Below are 22,374 nucleotides of genomic sequence, written 5' to 3' on the forward strand. Positions count from 1 at the left end.
GCCCTCATCTTGCCACGGCTGTTGTCACGGCCAATCAGCCCCCGGCTCCGTGACGTCCGTCACCCCGGCGGCCCCCGCGTTCGGCGGGGTCCGCGCAGGGCGCGGGAAAATTTCCCGAAAATTCAATGAAAAGCCCCAAAAGTGCTCAGTACCCTGATTATTCCGCGGGTTCTCGCGGGAGAGGCGAAAAAATTCCGGGCGTGGCGTGCCTCCACTTTGTGTATCAAGTTGATTATTATCTCCGCCGTGGCTTGACTCCCGGATACTTACACGCGTGTAATTAGTTATCTAAAGCCACTGCACAAAAACCGGCACTCAACCGAGTGTCCAAGGGGGTCTTGCAGTGGCTGCAAATCAGGAGGGGGACGCCATGGGGCTAGCAGAGCGTATCCATGAAGATGCCGTAGTTGCCGGCCAGGCCACGGCGAAATACCGGTCACGCGGCGTGCCGACTGACTGGTACGTAGATCCGGCGGATCCGGACGCAGCTGACCGCTATAACGAACACACCAAGGATTCCCTGCAGGAGGCCGCCACGGCCTTCCTCGCAGCGCACGACGAGCTCCTGTCCGGCCCGGATCATGACACCGATCCCCTGGACCCGCCGATGGAGCTCCATTCGCCCGGTTCCGGTACCGCCGGGCAGCCAGTCTGGATCGGACTGCCGTCCCGGCAGGACTTCGACGACGAGGGCGAGCTCGGCTGGCAGACCGATGCCCTGTGCGCCCAGACTGATCCCGAAGCCTTCTTCCCCGAAAAGGGCGGCTCCACCCGCGACGCCAAGAAAGTCTGCGGCGCCTGCAACGTGCGTTCCCAGTGCCTCGAGTACGCCTTGTCCAACGACGAGCGCTTCGGGATCTGGGGAGGCCTCTCCGAGCGCGAGCGGCGCCGGCTTAGGAAGCGAGCAGTCTAATTCTTCAAGAAGTACGAGTCACCGCCGTCGTGGTCTCCCACGACGGCGGTGATTTTCTCCCCAGGACCCTTGCGGCGCTGGCGGCCCAAACACGGCCCGCCGACGCCGTGATCGGTGTCGACACCGGATCCCGCGACCACTCTGCCGCCCTCCTTGAACAGGAACTGGGCAAGGCCAACGTCACAGTCTTCGACCAGCCCAGGTCCGGCATGGGTGGAGCCGTCATGGCCGGGCTCAAGGCCCTCGCGCCGTGGCCTGCGGAGGGCTCCGCCGCCACGGCGCCGGGCACCGACTGGATCTGGCTGCTGCACGACGACGCCGCACCGGCACCCGAGGCCCTGGCCGAACTCCTCCGTGCAGTCGAGCGGGCGCCGTCGGTCACGGTGGCAGGCTGCAAGCAGCTGGACTGGCATGCCGAGCGGCGGCTGATCGACGTCGGACTCTCCACGAGCCGCTGGGCCGAGCGGCTGACGCTGATCGACGCCGACGAGCTCGACCAGGGCCAGTACGACGGCCGCAGCGATACCTTTGCGGTCAATTCCGCCGGCATGCTGGTCCGCCGCGACATCTGGGAGGAGCTCCGGGGCTTCGATCCGGCCCTGCCCGGAAGCGGCGACGACGTCGACTTCTGCTGGCGCAACCGCCTCGCCGGGCACCGCGTGGTGGTGGTCCCCAGCGCCCGGATGTTCCATGTCTCGCACCGTCCCCACGCCCTTGGCAACGCGACGGCCGCACGCAAGGCACAGGTGCACCTGCGGCTCAAGCACGCGGCCGGCTGGAAAGTCCCGCTGCACGCGGCCGGCGCCCTCCTGGGCAGCCTCTTCAAACTCGTCCTGAGCATTGCGGTCAAGGACCCGGGGCACGGGTTCTCCCAACTGCTGGCGACCTTTGCCGCACTGGGCCGCCCGGCGGCGGTGGTCCGCGGACGCCGCAATGCCGCGCGGACCCGCCGGATCCGGCGCTCCGTCATGAAGGGACTGCAGACGCCGCGCCGTGAGGTCTGGGCGCACCGGCGCTCCCTGATTGAGGCGCTCGGCGCCGACGACTTCGGCAGCGAATTGACGGGTGCCGGTCCGCTGGCCGAGCAGCCCACCGGGAACACCGACGACTTCGCCGCCATCGCCACCCCGGACCGCGGGTGGGTGGGCAGCGGTGCAGTGCTGGCCATACTCCTGACCCTGGCGGTCTCCCTGACAGGGTTGCTTAGCCTGTTCCGGGCCCCGGCCGTCTCCGGCGGCGCGCTGATCCCCGTCTCACTGCGCCTCTCCGAAATCTGGAACCATGCCTCCACCTGGTGGATCAGTCTGGGCGCGGGCCTTCCGGGCCACGGCGACCCCTTTGGCTACCTGCTGTGGGTGCTCGGTGTGCTCGGTGCCGGCGATGCCAACGGCGGCGTGGGCTGGTTGTTGATCCTCGCCATGCCGCTGTCTGCGCTGGGCGCGTGGTTCGCTGCCGGCGCCCTGACTGCCCGCCGGAGGCTGCGCCTTGCGGCCGCCCTGCTGTGGGCCGCGGCGCCGGCACTCCAGGTGTCCCTGAACCAGGGCCGGCTCGGCGCCTTGGTCGCGCACGTCATGATCCCGGTGGTCGTCCTGGCGCTGCTCCGCGCGACCGGCACGGCCGCGGGCCGCGGCATCCATGCCGTCCCTGCCCCGGGACAGGGACGGTCCATCCCCACGCCGGCCGCCCGTCCCGGCGTCAACGGGACGCCGTCGTGGACGGCTGCGGCCGCCGCGGGCCTCGCCCTGGCCGTAGTCACCGCCGCGGCGCCCTCGCTGCTGCTGCCGTCGATGGCCGTCGTGGCCGTCTGCGGCGTGCTGCTGGGCCGGCGCGGCCGCACGGTGTGGTGGGCGCTCCTGCCCAGCCTGGCACTGTTCCTGCCCTTCGCCTTCTCGGTCCTGGACCGGCCGCGGGCGCTCCTGGCCGACCCGGGCCTGCCGCTCGGTTTCGACGCCGCCCCACTGTGGCAACAGGCCCTGGGGCAGCCACTGAACTTCGACGCCGGCGCCGGACTCACCGGGCTCAGCGCCTTCGGCGGGTCCGCCGCCGGTTCCGCCGGGCCGGCCGGTCTGCCGTGGGCACTGCTGCTGGCCTTGCTGTTCGGGCTGCCGGTGCTGCTGCTGGCCCTGGCCGCACTCTTCATGCCGCGCCGGCTTGTGCTGGCCGGACGCACCCGGACGGCACGGGGCCTGTGGGCCGTGGCCGTCCTGATGCTGGCCGGCGGCTGGCTCGCCGGGCATGTCGCCTCCGGCGCCAGCGCCGAGGTCCTGGTCACGCCGTTCCCCGGCCCCGCCGTTTCGGCGGCCGCGTTCGCGTTCCTGGGCGCTGCCCTGATCGGAGCCGAAGGGCTCCTGGACGCCGCCGACCGGACCGCCGGTACCGGGCTGGCACGGAAGGTCCTGATCCGCGGCGCGGCCGCGGCATCCATGGTCCTGCTGCTGGCCGCGCCCCTGGCCGGGTTCACCGTGTGGACCGCACAAAACCTGCTGCAGCCTACGTCGCAGACACCAACAGAGGCACCGGCAGCCACCGCGGGACACACCGGTCTCGGGACCCCGAGGCTCGTCCAGCCTGCCCAGGCCCGCACGCTGCCCGCCACGGCGGTTGATCGCGGCGAGGGCCCGGAACAGTCCAGGACGCTCCTGATTGCCAGCAACGAGGACGGAAGCTTCGACGCAACACTCATGCGCGGAGCCGGGACTACCCTGGACGCACTCTCAACGATCGCCGCCGCCCGCGGCATCCTGGGAGCGCCGGGCCAGGAGACGGTCCGCGACGACGACGCCGTCGCCGGATCGCTCCGGAACGTCGTGGCCACCATCGTCGCCGGCGAAGGCGTGGATCCGCGGGAGGACCTCGAGCGGCTCGGCGTCGGCTTTGTCGTGCTCCGGGTTGCCGATTCAGCCTCCGAATTGACGGCCAGCCGCATGGACGCAGTCCCCGGACTTGCCGCCGTCGGCCAGACGGGGACGGGCTGGCTCTGGCGGGTCAGCCCGCTGGACCGGCCCGGCATCACGGACTCCGACGTCGCGCACCGGGTCCGGGTAGTGGACGGCAGCGGCGCCGCCACCGGACTCCTCCCTTCCGAAGAAGTCTCGGCGGCCGGCACGGTCCCGGCCGGCCCCGAGGGCCGCCTGGTGGTGCTCGCCGATCGGGCCGATCCGGGCTGGAGCGCCTGGCTTGACGGGCGCCGCCTGACCTCAACGACGTCGGGATGGTCGCAGGCCTTCACCCTGCCGGCCCAGGGCGGCCAGTTGAGCATCCGTTACGAAGCGCCGTGGGCGGTCCTGATCGGGATTGCGCAGGCCGTGATGATCGGGCTGACCGTCCTCCTCGCCGTGCCCATGCCTGCCCGCCGGTCCAACACCGGCCTGTCCAGGGACGAAGCCTCCCTGCGTAAGGAACCTCAGCATGTCTAAGGGCGACAACGAAAAAGAAACCCAAACGGAAGCCGCGACGGGTCCGTCGCCGCGGAAGGGGCGCCTGCCGCGGGCTGGAGTGATCGGCGGCATCCTCTCCGCGGTCGCCCTCGTTGCCGCGGGCGGCGGCCTGGTATCGGCGGCGTCGCTGACGCCCCAGAACCCCGCCAGCAGGCAGCTCGAGGCCCCCGTCGCCGCGGTTCCGGCCGGCAGCAGCGTCGGGGTCTGCCCGGGCCCGGCCCGGCTGCTTGAGGGCACCCCCGTGGGCACCGACCCCCAGTTCAGTCCGGAGTCCGCCACCGCGAAGACAGCCGTCAGCGCCGCCGTGCTCGGCTCAAGCGCCGGCATCATCCCCGGCAGCCGGCTCGCCCCGCTCAAAGGTGCCCCCCTCGCCGAAATCGCGCCGGGCGCCGCGCCCACAGCTTCCGCGCCCGCAGCTTCCGCGCCCCCGGCCCGCACGCCCGTGCTGGTCGCCGGCGTCGTGCCCCAGCGCGAGGTGGACAACATCAGCGTCCTCAGCGCCGATGCCCAAAACAACCACCAGGCAGCTGCCGGCGCCGTCCTGAGCTACACGGCCGAGGACGGCGACCTCCAGGGTTCCGCGGCCGCCGCGTGCCAGCAGCCCGGTAACGATCTCTGGCTGGTCGGCGCCAACACGGCGCTCGGCCGGTCGGCAGTCCTGAACCTGACCAATGCCTCCAGCACGCCGGCGACCGTGAGCCTGGACCTCTTTGGCTCCGAAGGCCCGATCCAGGCTCCCGGAAGCCGCGGCCTGCTGGTGGCGCCCGGCAGCACCCGCTCCATCATCCTGGCCGGGCTCGCGCCGGGACAGGAACGGCTCGGCGTGCGGGTCCGCAGCACCGGCGGCCCGGTGGCTGCCGTGATCCAGCAAAGCGTGCTCCGCGGCCTCACGCCCGGCGGCGTCGACTTCATCACCCCCGGCACCGCCCCGTCCGTCAGTCAGGTGGCCGCCGGTCTCGACATCCAGGATCCCGCGGCACTGGCCGCGCTCAAGGCAAAGCCAGGCTTCGCCGACGCCGGACCGGCCCTCGAAGTCGCCGTGCCTGGGGCCACCGACGCTGTGGTCGAGATCAAGCTGTATGGTCCCGACGGCCAGAAGGCGCTACCCGGGGGCGGCGTGGTGACGGCGAAGGCCGGCGCGGTCACGGAAGTTTCCCTGGCCGGGGTCCCGGCCGGGACCTACACCGTGGCGGCGAGCTCGGATGTCTCGTTCGCGGCCACTGCCCGGCTCACGCGGGGACTGCAGGCCGGGGACACGGCGGACATCGCGTTTTCCGCCGCCTCGGCCCGGCTGGGCAGCCAGCACATCGTTGCGGTGCCGCGCACGGGCGACCGGCAGCTCGTTCTCGGTGCCCCCGCCGGCCGGGCGACAGTGACCTACACGCCGATCACTGCGGACGGCAAGATCCGGACCGCGGGCACCGCCGACATTGCCGGCGGAACCACCGTGTCGATCAAGATCCCCGCTGACGTGGGCGGCTCGCCGCTCGTGGGCTATGTGGTGTCCGCCGCCGGGGATCCGGCGTACGGGGCACTTGTTCTGGCGCGGGACGGCCGGCAGGACATTTCCGCGGTGGCGCTGGCGCCGGAAGCGGCAGGACAACGGCAGGTCCCCGTCACGCTGGGCTATTAGGCCCGGGGCAGTTCGGAAGCAGGCTCGGGCTAGTACCGGCGGCGATAGACGGGGTCGAGGGACTCCGGGGGTACGCCGAGCATCTCGGCCGTGTATTCCACGACGACGTCGTGCACGAGGTCCTGGAGTTCGTCCCGGGTTCCGCACACCTGCTCCACCACCCGGCGGTACAGCGTGATGACCGGTCCGTCCTCGGCCGTGGCAGCAGTGAAAGCGCCCATCGGCGCGGGCGTGCGGTCCGCCACGAGCTGCTCCAGGCCCGGGGGGATCTCGTCAACGGCGAAGCGGACGCCGTCGAGCGGCTTGCCCCAGATGTCGTGCAGCCGCTGGGCCGAGTCCAGGACGAAGTCATCGAAGCGGTCGGAGCGGGTCCGGTAGCCGGGCAGCGTGGGGAGAATGAGCTCGCCACGAAGGCCCCGGCCGTGCCGGTTCCTGCGGCGCTGCCGGAAGGTCTTTCCCTGGACGGCGGCGGGCGACCCGGCCAGAGGCGCGCCGGCGGGGCCGGAACCGGCGCCTGTACGTCCGGCGTCGGGGTCAGCCAACCGGACCGTGAAACCCGAATCGTGGTGCGATGACTGCATATCTTGACTCTAAACCCGCGCAATGAAATACGCGATACAGCCCCGACGGCGATCCGCCGCCGCGCCGCCCCGGCCCCGCCGCGGCACAACCACTGCCGCGCCGCGGCACAACCACTGCCGCGCCGCGGCACAACCACTGCCGCGCCGCGGCACAACGACAGACGTTTCAATGCGCAGCGCCCGGTCCGAGGGGGAGTAGTCTGTGATGTCGTGGGTGCAATTCGTATTTGTTCTAGGTCTGCCTGCCGCAATTCTGCGGTGGCCACTTTGACGTACGTTTACGCCGACTCCACGGCCGTTCTGGGCCCGCTGGCGACGTACGCCGAACCGCACTGCTATGACTTGTGCGAACAGCACGCCGATTCGCTGACCGTGCCGCGCGGCTGGGAAGTCATGCGGCTGGCGATGCCCGCAACTCCGGCCGGTCCCGGCCCCGACGACCTCCTGGCCCTCGCCAACGCGGTCCGCGAGGCGGCCGCACGGCCGGCTGCGGGGGAGACGGCGAAGGGGCAGCGCACGCTGCACCCGGCGCTGGAGGCACCGGCCCCGGCCGAGGGTGCCCGGCGCGGACATCTGCGCGTCCTGCGCGAACCTTCCTAAGGCGCCAACTGGCGGTAGGGTGGAAACTGCAAAAAGCCGTCAGCCACTCAGCCACCGGCGCCCTGTTGCGGCGCCCATCAGGGAGCGTTAACCATGCCCAAGCTCAGTTCCGAACTGTTGTCTGTCCTGCGATGCCCCGTCACCGGCTCCGGCCTGGTGCAGGAAGGCGACGAGCTCGTCACCGTCACGGCAGATAGCGCCGGGAACAAGCTGCGGTACAAAATCGAGGACGGCATCCCGCTGCTGCTGCCGCCGGAACTGCTGCCCGCCGCAGCGGCGGCCCCCGCTGACCAGCACGACGCCGCCCCGCGCCACGCCGCCGAATAGCGCGCCCCGCGCCACGCCGCGGAACAGCGGCCCCAAAACGCTGCCGGGCACCCATCGGGGATGCCCGCGGCACCGAATGACTGCTTAGATCCTGCTCCAATCCAGAATCGCCCAGCTCCAGACACGCGATGCCACCGGCCACAACAAAGGACTCAGATGACTTTCGATTACAAGATTGCGGACATTTCCCTGGCCGAGGCGGGCCGCCACCAGATCCGCCTCGCCGAGCACGAGATGCCCGGACTCATGTCCCTGCGCGAGGAGTTCGGCGCCAGCCAGCCGCTCAAGGGCGCCCGGATCGCCGGATCCCTGCACATGACCGTCCAGACCGCGGTGCTGATCGAGACCCTTACCGCCCTCGGCGCCGAAGTCCGCTGGGCCTCCTGCAACATCTTCTCCACCCAGGACGAAGCCGCCGCCGCAGTGGTGGTCGGCAACGGCACCGTCGAGGACCCCCAGGGAGTCCCCGTCTTCGCCTGGAAGGGCGAGACGCTGGAGGAATACTGGTGGACCGCCCAGCAGATCCTCACCTGGCCGGGCGCCGACGCCAACCCTGAGCTGGGCCCGAACATGATCCTGGACGACGGCGGCGACGCCACCATGCTGGTGCACAAGGGTGTCGAGTTCGAGGCCGCCGGTGCTGTCCCCGCCGCCGCCGAGGACGAGTCCGAAGAAGGCCGGGTGTTCCTCGACGTGCTGCGCGCATCCCTCGAGGCCGACCCGCAGAAATGGACCCGCATCGGCGCCCTCCTGCTCGGCGTCACCGAGGAGACCACCACGGGCGTGCACCGCCTGTACCAGCTGGCGGAGCAGGGCAAGCTGCTCTTCCCGGCGATCAACGTCAACGACTCTGTCACCAAGAGCAAGTTCGACAACAAGTACGGCATCCGCCACTCCCTGCCGGACGGCATCAACCGCGCCACCGATGTCCTGATGGGCGGCAAAGTCGCCGTCGTCTGCGGTTACGGCGACGTCGGCAAGGGCGCAGCGGAGGCCTTCCGCGGCCAGGGGTCGCGCGTGATCGTCACGGAGATCGACCCCATCTGCGCGCTCCAGGCGGCCATGGACGGCTACCAGGTCGCCAAGCTGGAGTCCGTCCTCGGCGAAGGCCACATCTTCATCACCACCACGGGCAACAAGGACGTCATCATGGCCAAGCACATGGCCGAGATGCGTGACAAGGCCATCGTGGGCAACATCGGGCACTTCGACAATGAGATCGACATGGCCGGGCTGGCGCGGGTCCCCGGCATCAAGAAGGTCGAGATCAAGCCCCAGGTGCACGAGTGGGTCTTCGAAGCTGACCCGGCCACGGGCAAGGGCGGCCGCTCCATCATCGTCCTGTCCGAAGGCCGCCTGCTGAACCTCGGCAACGCCACCGGACACCCCTCGTTCGTCATGAGCAACTCTTTCGCCAACCAGACCATCGCCCAGATTGAACTGTTCACGAAGGCCGGCCAGCCCGAGGGCGAGCGGGAATACGAGAACCAGGTGTACGTCCTGCCCAAGATCCTGGACGAAAAGGTCGCCCGCCTGCACCTGGGTGCCCTCGATGTGGAGCTGACCGAGCTGTCCAAGGAACAGGCCGAGTACCTGGACGTCGACGTCGCCGGACCGTACAAGCCCGGCCACTACCGCTACTAGGAACCCCTCCCAAAGGGCCCCGGAAGAAGGTCCGGGGCCCTTTGCTGTGACCGTTTTGGGGGCGCTTTTGTAACCGGATCGTGGTCGAATCGGGCCGGGGTTCCAAGGTAATTCGCTTATGCTGGCAGGATGACGTGTGGAAACGCCCGGGTCCTGTGATGGCCCTGAAAACCTGGAGTACCGGCCGAAAGATCGCCCTGCTGGGGGTGCTCTGTGCCCTGGCAGCCGGCGGCGGAGCCTTCGCCGCGGCGGCTCCGGGGCTGGCCCAGTCCGGGATTTCCTCCGAGGCCGGATCCCCGGCCCGGACGACGCCGGGACTTGCCGTCCCGGTGGTCGCCCCCGCTGAACTGGCCGTCTCGCCCGCCGACGGCGCCAAGCAGGTCAACCCTGCGGCGCCGGTTTCCCTCAAGGTCACGAACGGCCGGATTGACCGCGTGGCCCTGACGAGCGATGACGGCGACACCGTTGACGGCACCTTGGGCACGGACGGGTCCGCCTGGACGTCCTCCGGCAACCTGACGTTCAACACGCGGTATAACTTCACGTACTCCGTGGTGGACGACGCGGGACGCGAGACCCACAGCACGCGCGCGTTCACCACCGTCTCGACCGCCAACGAGGCTGACGCCGCCATATACCCCTTGGACGGGATGAAGGTGGGTGTGGCCCAGCCCCTGCAGATCACCTTCAGCGAGCCGGTCCTGAACCGGACCGCCGTCGAAAAGGCCATCAAGATCACCTCGACGTCCGGCCAGGTGGGTGATTTCCACTGGTTCAACAACAACACTGTCAGGTACCGGCCGGAGGCCTTCTGGGCCGCGAACAGCACCATCACCATGGACATGAAGCTGTTCGGCGTCGAGCTAGGCAACGGGCAGGTCGGCAACTTCAACAAGACAGTAACGGTCCACATCGGGGACAAGAAGGTGGCCGTCGCCGATGCCAAGGCCCATACGTTCTCGGTCAGCATCAACGACAAGCCGGCCGGCCACTGGCCGGCGACCATGGGCGACACCCGGTTCCCGTCGGCACGGGGCTTCCTCGTGTTCATGGAGAAGCACCGTGTGGAGCACATGGATGCCTCCACTATTGGGCTCAAACCGGGGGACCCGGCCTACTACGGCCAGCTGGACGTCAACTACGCCACGCGCCTGACGCCCAGCGGGGAATTCATCCATCAGGCCACGGAGTCCGCGATGCCCTATATCGGCAAGACGAACCTCTCCCACGGCTGTATCGGCCTGGGCCCGGACGGCGCGAAGTGGGTGTTCGACAATATGACCACCGGCGACGTCGTCCAGGTGGTGAACACCGAGGGGGAGTACGCCAACTTCGATGACGGCTTCGGGGACTGGAACATCCCTTGGGCCCAATACGCCAACTGACGGGGTGGCACCTCGCTGAGCCCAATCCTCTGACGGTAGGCTCAGAGCCAGATAAGTTGCGCAGCCGGGCGCAGGCCGGGCAGCGCAGAAGCCTACGGAAGCGAAGCTCCACGTGACTGACAAGAGTCCCACCCCTCCCGACCGGCCGGATCCGCACCTGGATCCGTCGGACGACACCGACGAACCGGCGTTCGACTGGATGAAGCCGGCCGCCGCCGGCAAGCCCACTGCGGGCACGCCAGCGCCGTCGGCAACGCCCACCGCCAGCCAGCCGGAGAGCCGCGCCGACCGCAAGGCGGCCGAGGCCGCCGCCACGGGGCCGTCGGATACTGCCCAGTCGGATGTGGCCACGTCGAATGCTGCCCCGTCGGATGACAAGGCGCGCGGGGCAGGAGCCGGCGTATCAGCCGGCGCACGTCCTGACACCGCCCCCGAGGACGAAGTCGAACGCCGCAACGCCGAACGCCGGAATGCCGAACGCGAGCAGGCGGCCAAGGCCAAGCCCGTCCTCCCGCGGGTGCTTCAGGTGCTGCTCGCCGTGTTCTACCCGGTTATCCTGCTGGTGCTCGCCGTCCGCGCCGTGACCAGCCCTCTGTTCCTCTGGGTGGAATACAACCGTCCGGGCTTCCCCGGTGACGGCTACGGCTTCAGCACCGATGACCGCATGACGTACGGTTCCTACGCGGTGGACTACCTCAGCAACTGGTCGGGCCCCCGCTACCTCGGCGATCTTGTGGACCAAAGCGGGGAGCGGTTGTTCAAGGACGGCGAAGTCAGCCACATGGTCGACGTCAAGGCCGTGATCCTGTCCACTTTCGGCGCCGGTACCCTGCTGATCCTGCTGGGCCTGGTGGCCGTGATCTACCTCAAGCGCCGCCATAACGGGGGAGTCCGCCGCGGCCTGTTCGCCGGCTCGATCTTCACCCTTGCGCTCATCATCGGCCTCGGGACCCTTGCGGTACTCGGCTGGGAGCAGTTCTTCACCGATTTCCACCGTATTTTCTTCGCCAACGGGACCTGGACATTTACGCTTCAGGACACCCTGATCCGGCTCTTCCCGGGCCAGTTCTGGATGGACGCCGGGATCGTCATCGGAAGCCTCGTGCTGCTCGCTTCCTTGGTCACCCTCGTCCTGACCTGGCCCACGCGCCGGCGCCGCGGCCTCGGCAAGAAGGCCGCCGCCACATCCAAGGGCACCGATACTGATGCCGGCACTGGCGCCACCGCCGAGGCTGCGCCCGCGGCGGACGGCACGGCCGGCAGCGACGCAGAGGGCCCGGCGCGCACCCGGCACACCGTCTGACGACGGGCCGGTTGCCCGGGGTCAGCCGTAGATCCGGTTGATGTGCTGTTCGTAGTCCCGCACGACGGCGGCCCGCTTGAGTTTGAGCGAGGGGGTCAGGTGCCCTGATTCCACGGTGAAGTCGGCGTCCAGGATGACGAAGCTGCGGATCGACTCGGCCTTGGAGACCGTGAGGTTCGCGGCATCGATGGCTTCCTGGATCGCGGCGCGGACCGTCTGGTCCGCGGCGGCTTCGGCCGGCGCCATGACGGGCACCTTCCGGGCGGCGCACCAGTTGCGCAGTCCTTCCGGGTCCAGGTTCACCAGTGCAGAGACGAAGGGCCGGCCGTCGCCAACGATCACGGCCTGTCCGACCAGCTGGTGCTCCCGGATCTTCTCCTCGAGCGGGCCCGGGGCGACATTCTTGCCGCCGGCCGTGACCAGCAGGTCCTTCTTCCGGCCCGTGATGGTCAGGAATCCGTCCTCGTCGAGGGAACCGAGGTCGCCGGTCCGGAAGAAACCGTCCACGAAGGCCTCAGCGTTGGCGGCCTCGTTCGCGTGGTAGCCCTTGAAGACGCCAATGCCCTTGACCAGGATCTCGCCGTCGTCAGCCACCCGGACTGTGGTGCCCGGAATCGGGATGCCGACGGTGCCCACCTTGGTCCGTGTCGGGGTGTTGGCTGTGCAGGGCGCCGTGGTTTCGGTCAGGCCGTACCCTTCCAGGACGGGGATGCCCACGCCGCGGAAAAAATGGGCGTCGTTGGAGCTCAGCGGGCTCGCGCCGGAGACCGTGTACCGCAGCTGGCCGCCGAAGGCCTGCCGGAGCCTGGGATACAGGATCCGGTCGAAGACTGCGTGCCGGGCACGCAGCAGGAGCCCCGGGCCCGTGCCGTTGCCCCGGGAGGCGGCGTCGAGGGCCTTGGAGTAGTCGATCGCGGCCGCCGCTGCGGCTGTGAAGATACGTTCCTTGCCGGCGGCGTCCGCCTTCTGCGCGGCTCCGGCGTAGACCTTTTCGAAGATCCGGGGGACCACCAGCAGAAAGGTGGGTTTGAAGCTGTCCAGATCGTCCAGGAGCTCTTTGGCGCTGGCGGTGTGGCCGAGGGTGGATCCGGAGCTAAGGCAGACCACCTGCACCGCCCGGGCCAGGACGTGCGCCAGGGGCAGGAACATCAGCGTCCGGGAACGCGGCTGCATGAGGAGCTCGGGCAGGAACAGGACGATGTTCTTGGCCACCAGGGCAAAGTTGGCGTGGGTGATCTCGCAGCCCTTGGGCTTGCCGGTGGTGCCCGAGGTGTAGACCAGGGACGCGACATCCGCCAGGGACGCCGCGGTCCGGTGGCGTTCCAGCTCGGCGTCGGTCACCCCGGTGCCGGCCGCGGCCATGCTCGCCAGGTTCGGTGCGGCGCCGTCGTGCTCCATCCGCACGACGGCAACAAGCCGGTCACCGAGGACGGTGGAGGCGTCCAGGACGCCCTGGACGAGAGCGGCCCTGGCGTGGTCCTCGACGAACACCCGCCGGGCCCCCGAATCATGGAGAATCCACTCGACCTGGGACGCGGAGGAGGTCTCGTAGATCGGAACGGTGACGCCGCCGGCGAACCAGATGGCGAAGTCCACCACCGTCCACTCGTACCGGGTGGCGGACATGACCGCGACGGTCTCGCCCGGCGTGAGTCCGCCGGCGATCAGGCCCTTGGCCAGGGCAGTGACCTGCTCCAGGAAGTGCTGGACGGAGACGTCGGTCCAGCCGCCGGGGCCTTTGCGGGAGTAGAGGGCGTGCACGGGATCCTTCGCGTGCTGCTCCAGGAGCAGGTCAGTCACGTTGCTCTCCGGGTCCAGCTCCACGAGCAGTCCGGTGCTTGCTTCTCTCACAGCCGAGTCTCCATTTCCTGGTCCGCCCGGAGTTCGGCGGACATTCCCCTGCAATCCTGCCCTAGATCCAGGACGGCATCCACATCCGGATGCGCCAGTCCTGGTACGGGATCACCTCGGCCGTCCAGACCGGGTAGAAGAACGCGGACACCAGCACGGCCGCCACCACGAACAGCGCCACCAGGTAGAACCCGGACCGCCGGCGCCAGAGGGGGTCGGCGCGCTGGCCGAGCACCAGCCCCAGGCAATAGACGAGCGCCAGCACCAGGAACGGTTCAAAGGACACGGCGTAGAAGAAGAAGGTGGTGCGCTCCGGGTACATGAACCAGGGGAGATATCCTGCGGCCACTCCGGCCAGGACTGCGCCGGCGCGCCAGTCGCGGCGGCCCGCCCACCAGAACAGCAGGACACCCAGGCTCACGGCCGCGCTCCACCAGATCAACGGGTTGCCGACGGAGAGGATGGCGGTGGTGCAGTTGGTCAGCTCGCAGCCCGGGGTGCCCTGCCCGGGGGATTCATAGAAGAAGGACGTGGGCCGGCCCATGACCAGCCAGCTCCAGGCGCTGGCCTCGTAGGGGTGGTCGGCACTGAGGCCCTGGTGGAACTTGTAGGCCTCCAGGTGGTAATGCGCCAGGGACCGTACGGCGTTCGGCAGCCAGCCCCACTCGGCCGAGGGGTTGGCCTCGGCCCAATGCCTGAAGTAGGCGTCCGTGGACCGGAACCACCCGGTCCATGTGGCGCCGTAGACCAGGGCGGCCACCGGAACGATGCTCAGGAAGGCCGGGACGCCGTCCTTGAGGATGCCGCCGCTGATCCAGGCATGCACGCCGGCTATGCGCCGCGCGCTGAGGTCCCAGAAGACGGTCAGCAGGCCGAATCCGGCCAGAAAGAACAGGGCGGACCATTTCGTGCCGACCGCCAGGCCCAGGCAGACGCCCGCCGCGAGGCGCCACCACCGGATGCCGAGCCAGGGCCCGGAGGTGAGCTGCAGCGCCGAGGGCCGCCCCGTGGCGGAGGCCGCGGCCTGCCGGCCGAGCCGGGCAGCGAGCCGCCTCCGGCCGTCGTCGCGGTCCATCAGCAGGGCCCCGAACGCGGCGAGGATCCAAAACATCAGGAAGATGTCCAGCAGCGAGGTCCGGGACATGACCAGGTGGTGGCCGTCCACGGCGAGCAGGATGCCGGCCACGGCACCCAGGGTGAGCGAGCGGAAGAGCTTTTGCGCGATCAGGGCCAGCAGGAGGATGGACAGTGTCCCCGTCAGGGCCGCACCGAACCGCCAGCCGAAGGGGTTGTCCGCCCCGAACAGCCACATGCCCGCGGCGATCATCCACTTGCCGACCGGCGGGTGGACGACGTACTCCGGCGTGTTCAGCAGCACGCCGGGGTTGCCGGCGATGAACGAGTCGTTCGCCCGGTCCGGCCAGCTGCGCTCGTATCCGCTGACCAGGAATGAGTACGCGTCTTTGACATAGTACGTTTCGTCAAAGACCAGGTTGCGCGGCGTGTCCAGCCGGACGAACCGCAGGACGCCGCCCAGCGCGGCCGTCAGGACGGGAATGAGCCAGTACCAGAGCCGAAGCGACGCCGGGTAGTCCCGCCAGCTCTGGAGGCCGCCGATCAGGCGCTCACGGAGGGCCTCCGGGGTGTTGGCCTCGGCGGGGCGGCCGATCCAGCGGTGCCCTTCAAGGTTGCGGCCGGTGCTTAAGCGGCTCCGGTCCTTGCCGGCCGCCCGGCCGTCGGGACGGCCGGGACCTGTTGCCGGCGAAGCATCAGGGCCAGTCTCGGGCTGCCGCGTGGGGGTCTGGGTCACGTTGCCCATGCTACCTTTCGCAGCTGTGCCCGCAGGCCCCCGCCCCGGCGGCAGTAGGCTGGTCCTGTGGACCACGAACCCAGCCCTTCCCCCCTTCCTCCCCTCGATCCTCCCCTCGACGGCGATGACGCCGCCGCCGTTCCCGCCGCTGATTCGGCGTCTGTGTCCGCCGCTGTGTCCGCCTCCGGCGGGCCTGGCAGGATCGTCCTCGCCGCGACGCCGATCGGCAATGCGGGCGATGCCTCGGCGAGGCTCGTGGAGTTGCTCGCGACGGCGGACATCGTCGCCGCGGAGGACACCCGGAGGCTGCACCGCCTCGTGCAGAACCTCGGCGTCACCGTGGCGGGCCGGATCATCAGCTATCACGAGCACAATGAGGCAGCCAAGACGGCTGACCTGCTGGCGCAGGTCCGGTCCGGCAAGACCCTGGTGATGGTGACCGACGCCGGCATGCCCTCGGTCTCTGATCCGGGGTTCCGGCTGGTTGAAGGCGCCGTGGCGGCCGGCCTCACCGTCACCGCGGCGCCGGGACCCTCCGCCGTGCTGACCGCCCTGGCCCTGTCGGGCCTGCCGACGGACCGGTTCTGCTTCGAGGGCTTCCTGCCGCGCAAGGCCGGTGAACGTTCCTCGCGGCTGGCGGATCTCGACACCGAGCGGCGCACCATGGTGTTTTTCGAGGCACCGCACCGGCTGGAGCCCATGCTGAGGGCCCTGCGGGAGAGCTTTGGCGCCGACCGCCGGGCCGCCGTCTGCCGTGAACTCACCAAGACCTATGAAGAGGTCATCCGCGGCACCCTGCGCGAACTGCTTGAATGGGCCGAGTCCAGCGAAGTGCGCGGCGAAATTGCCGTGGTGGTGGGCGGCGCCCCGGAACGCGAACCCGGCCGTCCCGAGGATCATGTGGCTGCCGTCAACGGGCTGATAGCCCAGGGCATCCGGCTGAAGGAGGCCGTCGCCGCAGTGGCCGATGACGCGAAGGTCAGCAAGCGCGAACTCTATGCCGCGGTCCTCGCCGCGCGCTGAGCCGTGCGCTGAGCCAGGTGCTGGGTGCCGGGCGGCAGGTTCCGGCGCGCCGCCGTGCCTCCGGGGCCGGAACCGGGCTCCACGCCCACACAGAACGGTTGTGCAGCTGCACAGCATAGTTTGGATACAGTAGTGCGCGCATGCATAGACTTGCCAGTGAGCGCGGCAGTAGCGTGGCAGTAATCCAGACGCCCGTGCCTGCCTGTGGGAACGAGCGCCTACAACGAAAACTCATTCAAAAACTTGTGCCCACACTAGTTCAACCGAATTGCTGACGAGGGAGTCATTGTGACTGTAACTGCCCAGCCTATTGTTTCCGCGGACCGGGAGAGCGCCCTGCTGGCGTCCGTTCCGACGGGTCTGCTGATCAACGGCGAATGGCGTCCGGCCGTGTCCGGGAAGACCTTCGACGTCGAGGATCCCGCGACCGGGAAGGTCCTGCTCAGCATTGCCGACGCCGGTCCCGAAGACGGCAAGGCGGCCCTGGACGCGGCCGCTGCCGCGCAGGAGTCCTGGGCCAAGGTCCCGGCCCGGGAACGCGGCGAGATCCTGCGCCGCGCCTTCGAGCTGGTGACCGAACGGGCCGAGGACTTCGCGCTCCTGATGACCCTGGAGATGGGCAAGCCGCTGGCCGAGGCCCGTGGCGAGGTCACCTATGGCGCCGAGTTCCTGCGCTGGTTCTCGGAAGAGGCCGTCCGCGCGTTCGGCCGCTACTCGGTCTCCCCGGACGGCAAGTCCCGGCTGCTGGTGACCAAGAAGCCCGTGGGCCCGTGCCTTTTGATTACGCCGTGGAACTTCCCGCTGGCGATGGCCACCCGCAAGATCGCCCCCGCGGTCGCGGCCGGCTGCACGATGGTGCTCAAGTCCGCGAACCTGACCCCGCTGACCTCCCAGCTGTTCGCGGCCGTGATGGTCGAGGCCGGCCTGCCCGCCGGTGTCCTGAACGTCATCCCGACCTCCACGGCCGGCGCCACCACGGGTCCGCTGATCAAGGATCAGCGCCTGCGCAAGCTGTCCTTCACCGGTTCCACCGAGGTCGGCCGCCGGCTGCTCGCTGATGCGTCCGAGACGGTGCTCCGGACCTCGATGGAACTCGGCGGGAACGCCCCGTTCGTCGTGTTCGGGGACGCCGACATCGACGCCGCCGTCGCCGGGGCGATGCTGGCGAAGCTGCGGAACATGGGCGAGGCCTGCACGGCGGCGAACCGGTTCATCGTGCACGAGTCCGTCGCGGCCGAGTTCGCGGAGAAGTTCGCCGCGAAGATGGCGGAGATGACCACGGCCCGGGGCACCGAGGCCGAGTCCAAGGTCGGCCCGCTGATCGATGCCAAGAGCCGGGACAAGGTCCACGAACTCGTCACCGACGCCGTGAACTCCGGTGCTGTCGCCGTGACCGGCGGCTCCGCCGTCGAGGGCCCGGGCTACTTCTACAAGCCCACGATCCTCACCGGCGTGACCGAGGGCAGCCGGATCCTGTCCGAGGAAATCTTCGGACCCGTCGCCCCGATCATCACCTTTGACACCGAGGACGAGGCTGTCCGGCTCGCGAACAACACCGAATACGGGCTGGTGGCCTACGTCTTCACCCGGGACTTGAACCGGGGCATCCGGATGGGCGAACGGCTCGAGACCGGCATGCTGGGCCTGAACGCCGGCGTGGTCTCCAACGCTGCCGCCCCGTTCGGCGGCGTCAAGCAGTCCGGCCTGGGCCGCGAAGGCGGCCTCGAGGGCATCGAGGAATACCTCTACACGCAGTACATCGGCATCGCCGACCCCTACGCCGGCTAGCCACACCAGCTACCCGCGGCGCACCCGGCGGACGGAGTTGCGGATCTTCCCCCAGGATCCCGCGAACCCCCGCCGGGTGCGTAGTGCTGTCCGGGAGAGGAACCCGCGGGGCAGCCGGAGGGCGCGCCGCCAGCCGGCCATGACCGACGGCGGCAGCCAGGCCGCGCGTAGCCGGACCAGAAAGCCGGCGTTGGCGCGCAGCGAGGACTGCACCTGGGCGATCCTGGCCGCGGCGGAGTCGGCCGGATCCGCGGAGCCTGCGGCCCGCGCCGGGCCGGCCACGCCGCCCGGGCGGCCGTACTGCTCACGTTCGAAGTCCTCGGTCAGGGCCGCCGCGGCCCGCTGGCCGGGCCCGTCCGCACCGCCGGGTTCCCCGAAAACCGTCGAGGCGCGCAACCGCTCGGAGAAATTCCGCGGCGTTTCGCTCGCTCCGGGCGCCACCCCGTAGTCCGTGGCCAGATCCCGCAGTTCCGCCCAGGCCGGCAGCGCCGTCCCGGCCGTGGCGCCGGGATTGCCGCGGGCCGCCGTCCTTAGCCTGCGGCGCCGCACGCCGCTGCGCACCAGCCGCGGGGAGGCCACCAGCAGCGCCAGCAGCAGCGCCGCGGCAACACCGTACAGCGCCTGTGCCGCCTGCGCGCCGCTGGGCGCCGGCGTGCCCGCTCCGGGAAGCGGAACCGTGCCGGGGGCCGGGAACGGTGCCTGGGTGGATCCGTCACCGGGGGTCAGGGCGTCGTTGCGGTCGTTGGTGCTGGCACCGCTGCGTGCGGCGGCATCCGTGGCGTACGCCGGAACGACGCCGCGGGATGGCGTCGGCTCAAACGCGACCCAGCCGACGCCCTGGAAGTAGAGCTCCGGCCAGGCGTGGGCGTCCCGGGCATCGACCTCGAACTCCGGAAGCGGGCCCTGGCCCGAGACCGCCACCGTGGCCCCGGTGGGGCGCCCCGGCGCGTAGCCCACGGCGATCCTGCTCGGAATGCCCTCCAGCCTGGCCATCACGGCCATGGCGGAGGCGAAATGAATGCAGTAGCCGCTCTTCTGGGTCAGGAAGTCCGCCAGCACGGACAGGCCGTTGCCGTCGTAGCCGCCCTGCACGGGGGACTGCAGCGAGTAGGTGAACTCGGCGGAGCGCAAATACCTCTGGATGGCCATGGCCCGCGAATACGGCGAGTTGGCACCCGCCGTCACAGTTTTAGCCGTGCTGCGCACAACCTCCGGAACATTCGACGGTTCCCGGAGGAACAGTTCGGGGACACCGCGCACCTGCCCGGAAGCGCCCGCCAGCAGCGCTGCCGTGAGCTGCGGAGTGACGGACGAGACCACATATTGCTGGTCGCGGGAATTTGTGTCCACACCCTTGATGCTCAGCGTGGCGGGGTCCCAGCTCCAGCGCCCTGAGAGGCCGTTGACAGCTTCCGGCGCATACGGCGCGGGCAGGTACGGGCTCGTGTACTGGCCGGTGTTGACGGCCGTAATCACGCGGAGCTCGGCCGGGGCGGTCTCATGCCCGGCCTCGAGCCGGCCCGTTCCCGGCTGCCGGCTCGACTCCCGGTCATCGGGTGACCAGGCATCGCCGTCAAAGGTGTCCACCGTCACCGAGCGCAGGTACGGCGTCGTCGGCGCGTTCGTGGCGAAGGTGATCCGGCCCTCGCCGGAGGGGCTGCGCAGGCTGTTGCCCAGGCTGATCATCGGATTGAGGCCGGTGGCGCCGCCGAACGGGTTCAGCCGCGAGCCCTGCGGGAACGTGCCCTGGTCGAAACCCGGGATGACCAGCTGCAGCACCAGCGTGAGGGTCAGCGCCGCGACGGCCGTGACCGTGCCGCGCCGCAGCTGTCCGGGGTTGCGGGCGGTGTCGGCCAGGGTGCGGGTATCCGGCGTGTACCAATGGCTGCAGCCGAGGATCAACAGGTACCCGACTACGGCGCCCACGAACCCCAGCACCCCCACGCTTTGCGGCTTGACCATGGCCGGGACCACGAGGATTGCCAGGATCCCGAGCCCGCTCGTGGCCGGCAGCGCCAGCGGGAACGCCAGGGCATCGATGAGGATCACGAGCAGCCCGAGGACCGCGCAGATCAGCATGACGATTCCGGCGTTGGGGGCCACTGGGGTGCTCTCGGCCAGGACCGTTTCGCTGGCCCGCCGGAGGAACTTTCCCAGGTAGTTCCCGGTCTCCGGGGAGGGGATGAACCCGGAAATGCTGTGCTGCCGGAAGAAGATGAAGGTCACGGCCACGATCAGGGCCACCAGGCCGCCGGCGGTCACCAGCCAGGGCCGGGCACGCAGGGACCGGAGCACCGCGAGGGAGAACGCAACGGAGAGGACGGTGCTGAACACCGGGGAGTACCAGGCCCAGCCCCGCAGGACGCCGTTGAATCCGAGGGCCGCGCCCGCGACGGCCACCGCGACGGCGGTCGCCATCACCCAGGGCCGGGCGCCGGGTCCGTCCGGCCGGGACGCCGCACCGGGGGAGAGGGCCGTCGGTTCTTCTTCGCCGGCCGTGCCGGTGCCGTGGCTGCGTTGCGGGGCGAGGGTCATGGCCGGCCCCCCACGCCGCGGCGGACGTCGGCCCCGGCGGACATCCCCGGGTCTGCCTGGTCGAAGGCTGCCCAGGCGTCAGGCAGCGAGCTCTGGGCGGATACCGCCAGGGCCCGCCATCCGCCCAGCCGCAGCGCCTCCAGCACCTCGGGCACTTCGCCGGAGTCCTGTGCCCGGTCCGTGACCAGCAGCGCGAAGGCGTTCGCGCCGAACCCGGCGGCCGGGGACAGCGCCCGGGCCTCGGCCGGGGTCAGGCTGCCCAGGACCGCCAGGACAGGTCCGCGCAGCCGGTGGGCGGAAAGTTTGTCCATCAGGGTGTCGTCGAAGGCGTGCGGGGCATTCCCGGTGCCTGCACCGGCCCCGGAGCGGAATCCACCCGGCGCGGAGGATCCGGTGCTGGTTCCCGTCGCGGCCTCCTGCGGGCGGGCCTGGGGGCGGGGCGCCGTGCGGTCACGGCGCGGGTGGTTGTGGAGGTGGGTGTGGTGCGGGCCGGAAAGCTCGATGGCAGCCAGGCTTTCGGCGATGGACTGCAGCCCGGCCGTTCCGGTGTATTCCTCGGCTTCCGGGTCGGGAGCGGACGGCGAATTCCGGAAGGCCGGCGCGCCCGCGCTGTCCAGGAACCGCAGCGAGTAGTTGCGTTCCGCGAGGTGGGCCCCGATCGACATCGCCGCCGTGACAGCCCACTCGAAGGCATCAGAGGTCAGCAGGTCGTGGCCGTCCCCCTCCCCGCCGCCCGGGTGGCCGCCGGAGGAATGTGCACTGTGGCCGAACACCCCGTGGGGGTAGGCCGAGAGCCGCTGGTCCAGGATGATGGTCGCCTCGGGGGTCGTGACGGATTCCTCCTGCCGCACCATGAGGGACCCGTGGCGGGCGGTCGCGGCCCAGTGCACCCGGCGCAGCGGATCCCCGTGGCGGTATTCGCGGGTCATGACGTCGTCGTCGCTGGGATTGGCCCGGGCCCGCGTGGGTGTGACACCGTCGTGCCCGCGGGCACCGGCGAGCCCGGTCTCCGGCAGCTCGATGGCGGCGGGCGTCACGGTGAGGAGGTCGCCGTCGTCAATCGCGTGGCGGTGGAAGGAGAGCCCGAAGGGATCGCTGAATTCCGCCGTGACGGGCCCGATCAGGAACTGGCCTCGCCGGGCCGAGCGGAGGTGGTACTCATAGCGGCTGGTGCCGCCGGCTGCCGCACGGGCCGGGAACCGGAAGACAGGCGATTCGCCGAACCGGGCCGGCAAGTGTTCCTCCATGACCGCGTGGCCTGTGCCCGCCCCGGTCCGCGCGACGGCCAGCCGCACCGTGGCACGGGCGGACGTTTCAACCGGCGACGGGCTGAATTCGCGGTAGACCCGGAACCTCGGCTTCAGGACCCGGGTTCCGGCCAGGGCGAGCACCGGCAGCACCAGCAGCAGGACGGCCAGGGCCAGCAGGTCCCGGCGCCCCATGATCTGCGCGGCCAGCAGCGACACCGCACCCGCGCCGAGCAGGCCCCAGCCGCGGCTGCTGAAGAAGTGCCCGGGGAACCGATCCCTTATCGCCACGGCGGA

General features: G+C 70.0%; 15 protein-coding genes. 10 read left to right on the forward strand and 5 right to left on the reverse strand.

Annotation, left to right across the window (positions count from 1 at the left end):
- The first annotated feature begins 370 nt into the window (after positions 1–370).
- The 3 genes from AC1DRO_RS07800 to AC1DRO_RS07810 are packed head-to-tail and all read left to right on the forward strand — an operon-like array spanning position 371 to position 5,983.
- Complete coding sequence (locus tag AC1DRO_RS07800; protein WP_052355088.1) at positions 371–913, forward strand: WhiB family transcriptional regulator; 543 nt, start codon at positions 371–373, stop codon at positions 911–913.
- Between the two features lie 29 nt (positions 914–942).
- Positions 943–4,329: a glycosyltransferase family 2 protein gene (locus AC1DRO_RS07805; protein WP_476950415.1), complete on the forward strand. Its 3,387-nt coding sequence runs from the start codon at positions 943–945 to the stop codon at positions 4,327–4,329.
- Positions 4,322–5,983, forward strand: coding sequence for a DUF5719 family protein (locus AC1DRO_RS07810; RefSeq protein WP_476950416.1), 1,662 nt, complete (start codon positions 4,322–4,324; stop codon positions 5,981–5,983). Before AC1DRO_RS07805 ends, AC1DRO_RS07810 begins: the two co-directional genes overlap by 8 nt.
- A gap of 29 nt (positions 5,984–6,012) precedes the next feature.
- On the opposite strand, the gene AC1DRO_RS07815 is transcribed toward AC1DRO_RS07810, so the two are convergent.
- Positions 6,013–6,564: a metallopeptidase family protein gene (locus AC1DRO_RS07815; protein WP_028277395.1), complete on the reverse strand. Its 552-nt coding sequence runs from the start codon at positions 6,562–6,564 to the stop codon at positions 6,013–6,015.
- Between the two features lie 210 nt (positions 6,565–6,774).
- Between AC1DRO_RS07815 and AC1DRO_RS07820 the strand changes: the two genes are divergently transcribed.
- The 5 genes from AC1DRO_RS07820 to AC1DRO_RS07840 all read left to right on the forward strand — a co-directional run bounded on the left by AC1DRO_RS07820 (position 6,775) and on the right by AC1DRO_RS07840 (position 11,823).
- Positions 6,775–7,164 carry a DUF3499 domain-containing protein gene (locus AC1DRO_RS07820; RefSeq protein WP_476950417.1) on the forward strand — a complete coding sequence of 130 codons (390 nt, stop codon included), beginning with the start codon at positions 6,775–6,777 and terminating at the stop codon, positions 7,162–7,164.
- 93 nt (positions 7,165–7,257) lie between these two features.
- The gene (locus AC1DRO_RS07825; RefSeq protein ID WP_476950418.1) at positions 7,258–7,491 is read left to right on the forward strand and encodes a hypothetical protein; all 234 of its coding nucleotides are present in this window, start codon (positions 7,258–7,260) and stop codon (positions 7,489–7,491) included.
- 156 nt (positions 7,492–7,647) lie between these two features.
- On the forward strand, positions 7,648–9,135 hold the full coding sequence (ahcY, locus tag AC1DRO_RS07830) for an adenosylhomocysteinase (RefSeq protein WP_459384199.1): 1,488 nt from the start codon (positions 7,648–7,650) through the stop codon (positions 9,133–9,135).
- 158 nt (positions 9,136–9,293) lie between these two features.
- On the forward strand, positions 9,294–10,520 hold the full coding sequence (locus AC1DRO_RS07835) for a L,D-transpeptidase (RefSeq protein ID WP_476950419.1): 1,227 nt from the start codon (positions 9,294–9,296) through the stop codon (positions 10,518–10,520).
- A 112-nt stretch (positions 10,521–10,632) separates the two neighbouring features.
- On the forward strand, positions 10,633–11,823 hold the full coding sequence (locus AC1DRO_RS07840; protein ID WP_476950420.1) for a TIGR01906 family membrane protein: 1,191 nt from the start codon (positions 10,633–10,635) through the stop codon (positions 11,821–11,823).
- Between the two features lie 21 nt (positions 11,824–11,844).
- Here AC1DRO_RS07840 and AC1DRO_RS07845 read toward each other — a convergent pair whose 3' ends face one another.
- Together AC1DRO_RS07845 and AC1DRO_RS07850 are read right to left on the reverse strand one after the other, a co-directional pair.
- On the reverse strand, positions 11,845–13,674 hold the full coding sequence (locus tag AC1DRO_RS07845) for an AMP-dependent synthetase/ligase (protein WP_476950421.1): 1,830 nt from the start codon (positions 13,672–13,674) through the stop codon (positions 11,845–11,847).
- A 61-nt stretch (positions 13,675–13,735) separates the two neighbouring features.
- Positions 13,736–15,493 (reverse strand): dolichyl-phosphate-mannose--protein mannosyltransferase, encoded by a 1,758-nt coding sequence (locus AC1DRO_RS07850; RefSeq protein WP_476950422.1) that lies wholly within the window; start codon positions 15,491–15,493, stop codon positions 13,736–13,738.
- 57 nt (positions 15,494–15,550) lie between these two features.
- Here AC1DRO_RS07850 and rsmI point away from each other — a divergent pair, with 57 nt between their 5' ends.
- Positions 15,551–16,507, forward strand: coding sequence for a 16S rRNA (cytidine(1402)-2'-O)-methyltransferase (rsmI, locus tag AC1DRO_RS07855; RefSeq protein ID WP_476950423.1), 957 nt, complete (start codon positions 15,551–15,553; stop codon positions 16,505–16,507).
- Positions 16,508–16,795: 288 nt separating this feature from the next.
- The gene (locus tag AC1DRO_RS07860) at positions 16,796–18,295 is read left to right on the forward strand and encodes an NAD-dependent succinate-semialdehyde dehydrogenase (protein ID WP_243179863.1); all 1,500 of its coding nucleotides are present in this window, start codon (positions 16,796–16,798) and stop codon (positions 18,293–18,295) included.
- Positions 18,296–18,304: 9 nt separating this feature from the next.
- Here AC1DRO_RS07860 and AC1DRO_RS07865 read toward each other — a convergent pair whose 3' ends face one another.
- Together AC1DRO_RS07865 and AC1DRO_RS07870 are read right to left on the reverse strand one after the other, a co-directional pair.
- Complete coding sequence (locus AC1DRO_RS07865; protein ID WP_476950424.1) at positions 18,305–20,830, reverse strand: transglutaminase TgpA family protein; 2,526 nt, start codon at positions 20,828–20,830, stop codon at positions 18,305–18,307.
- Positions 20,827–22,368 (reverse strand): DUF58 domain-containing protein, encoded by a 1,542-nt coding sequence (locus tag AC1DRO_RS07870; protein ID WP_476950425.1) that lies wholly within the window; start codon positions 22,366–22,368, stop codon positions 20,827–20,829. The genes AC1DRO_RS07865 and AC1DRO_RS07870 overlap by 4 nt, the downstream gene beginning before the upstream one ends.
- Between the last annotated feature and the right edge of the window lie 6 nt (positions 22,369–22,374).

This window comes from Arthrobacter sp. P4_F11, from assembly GCF_056401395.1.

Excerpts from the sequence above, each read along its gene's own strand:
- AC1DRO_RS07825 (WP_476950418.1), top strand. The coding sequence starts at position 7,258 with ATGCCCAAGCTCAGTTCCGAACTGTTGTCTGTCCTGCGATGCCCCGTC.
- AC1DRO_RS07800 (WP_052355088.1), top strand. The coding sequence starts at position 371 with ATGGGGCTAGCAGAGCGTATCCATGAAGATGCCGTAGTTGCCGGCCAG.
- ahcY (WP_459384199.1), top strand. The coding sequence starts at position 7,648 with ATGACTTTCGATTACAAGATTGCGGACATTTCCCTGGCCGAGGCGGGC.
- AC1DRO_RS07865 (WP_476950424.1), bottom strand. The coding sequence starts at position 20,830 with ATGACCCTCGCCCCGCAACGCAGCCACGGCACCGGCACGGCCGGCGAA.
- AC1DRO_RS07835 (WP_476950419.1), top strand. The coding sequence starts at position 9,294 with ATGGCCCTGAAAACCTGGAGTACCGGCCGAAAGATCGCCCTGCTGGGG.
- AC1DRO_RS07815 (WP_028277395.1), bottom strand. The coding sequence starts at position 6,564 with ATGCAGTCATCGCACCACGATTCGGGTTTCACGGTCCGGTTGGCTGAC.
- AC1DRO_RS07850 (WP_476950422.1), bottom strand. The coding sequence starts at position 15,493 with ATGGGCAACGTGACCCAGACCCCCACGCGGCAGCCCGAGACTGGCCCT.
- AC1DRO_RS07810 (WP_476950416.1), top strand. The coding sequence starts at position 4,322 with ATGTCTAAGGGCGACAACGAAAAAGAAACCCAAACGGAAGCCGCGACG.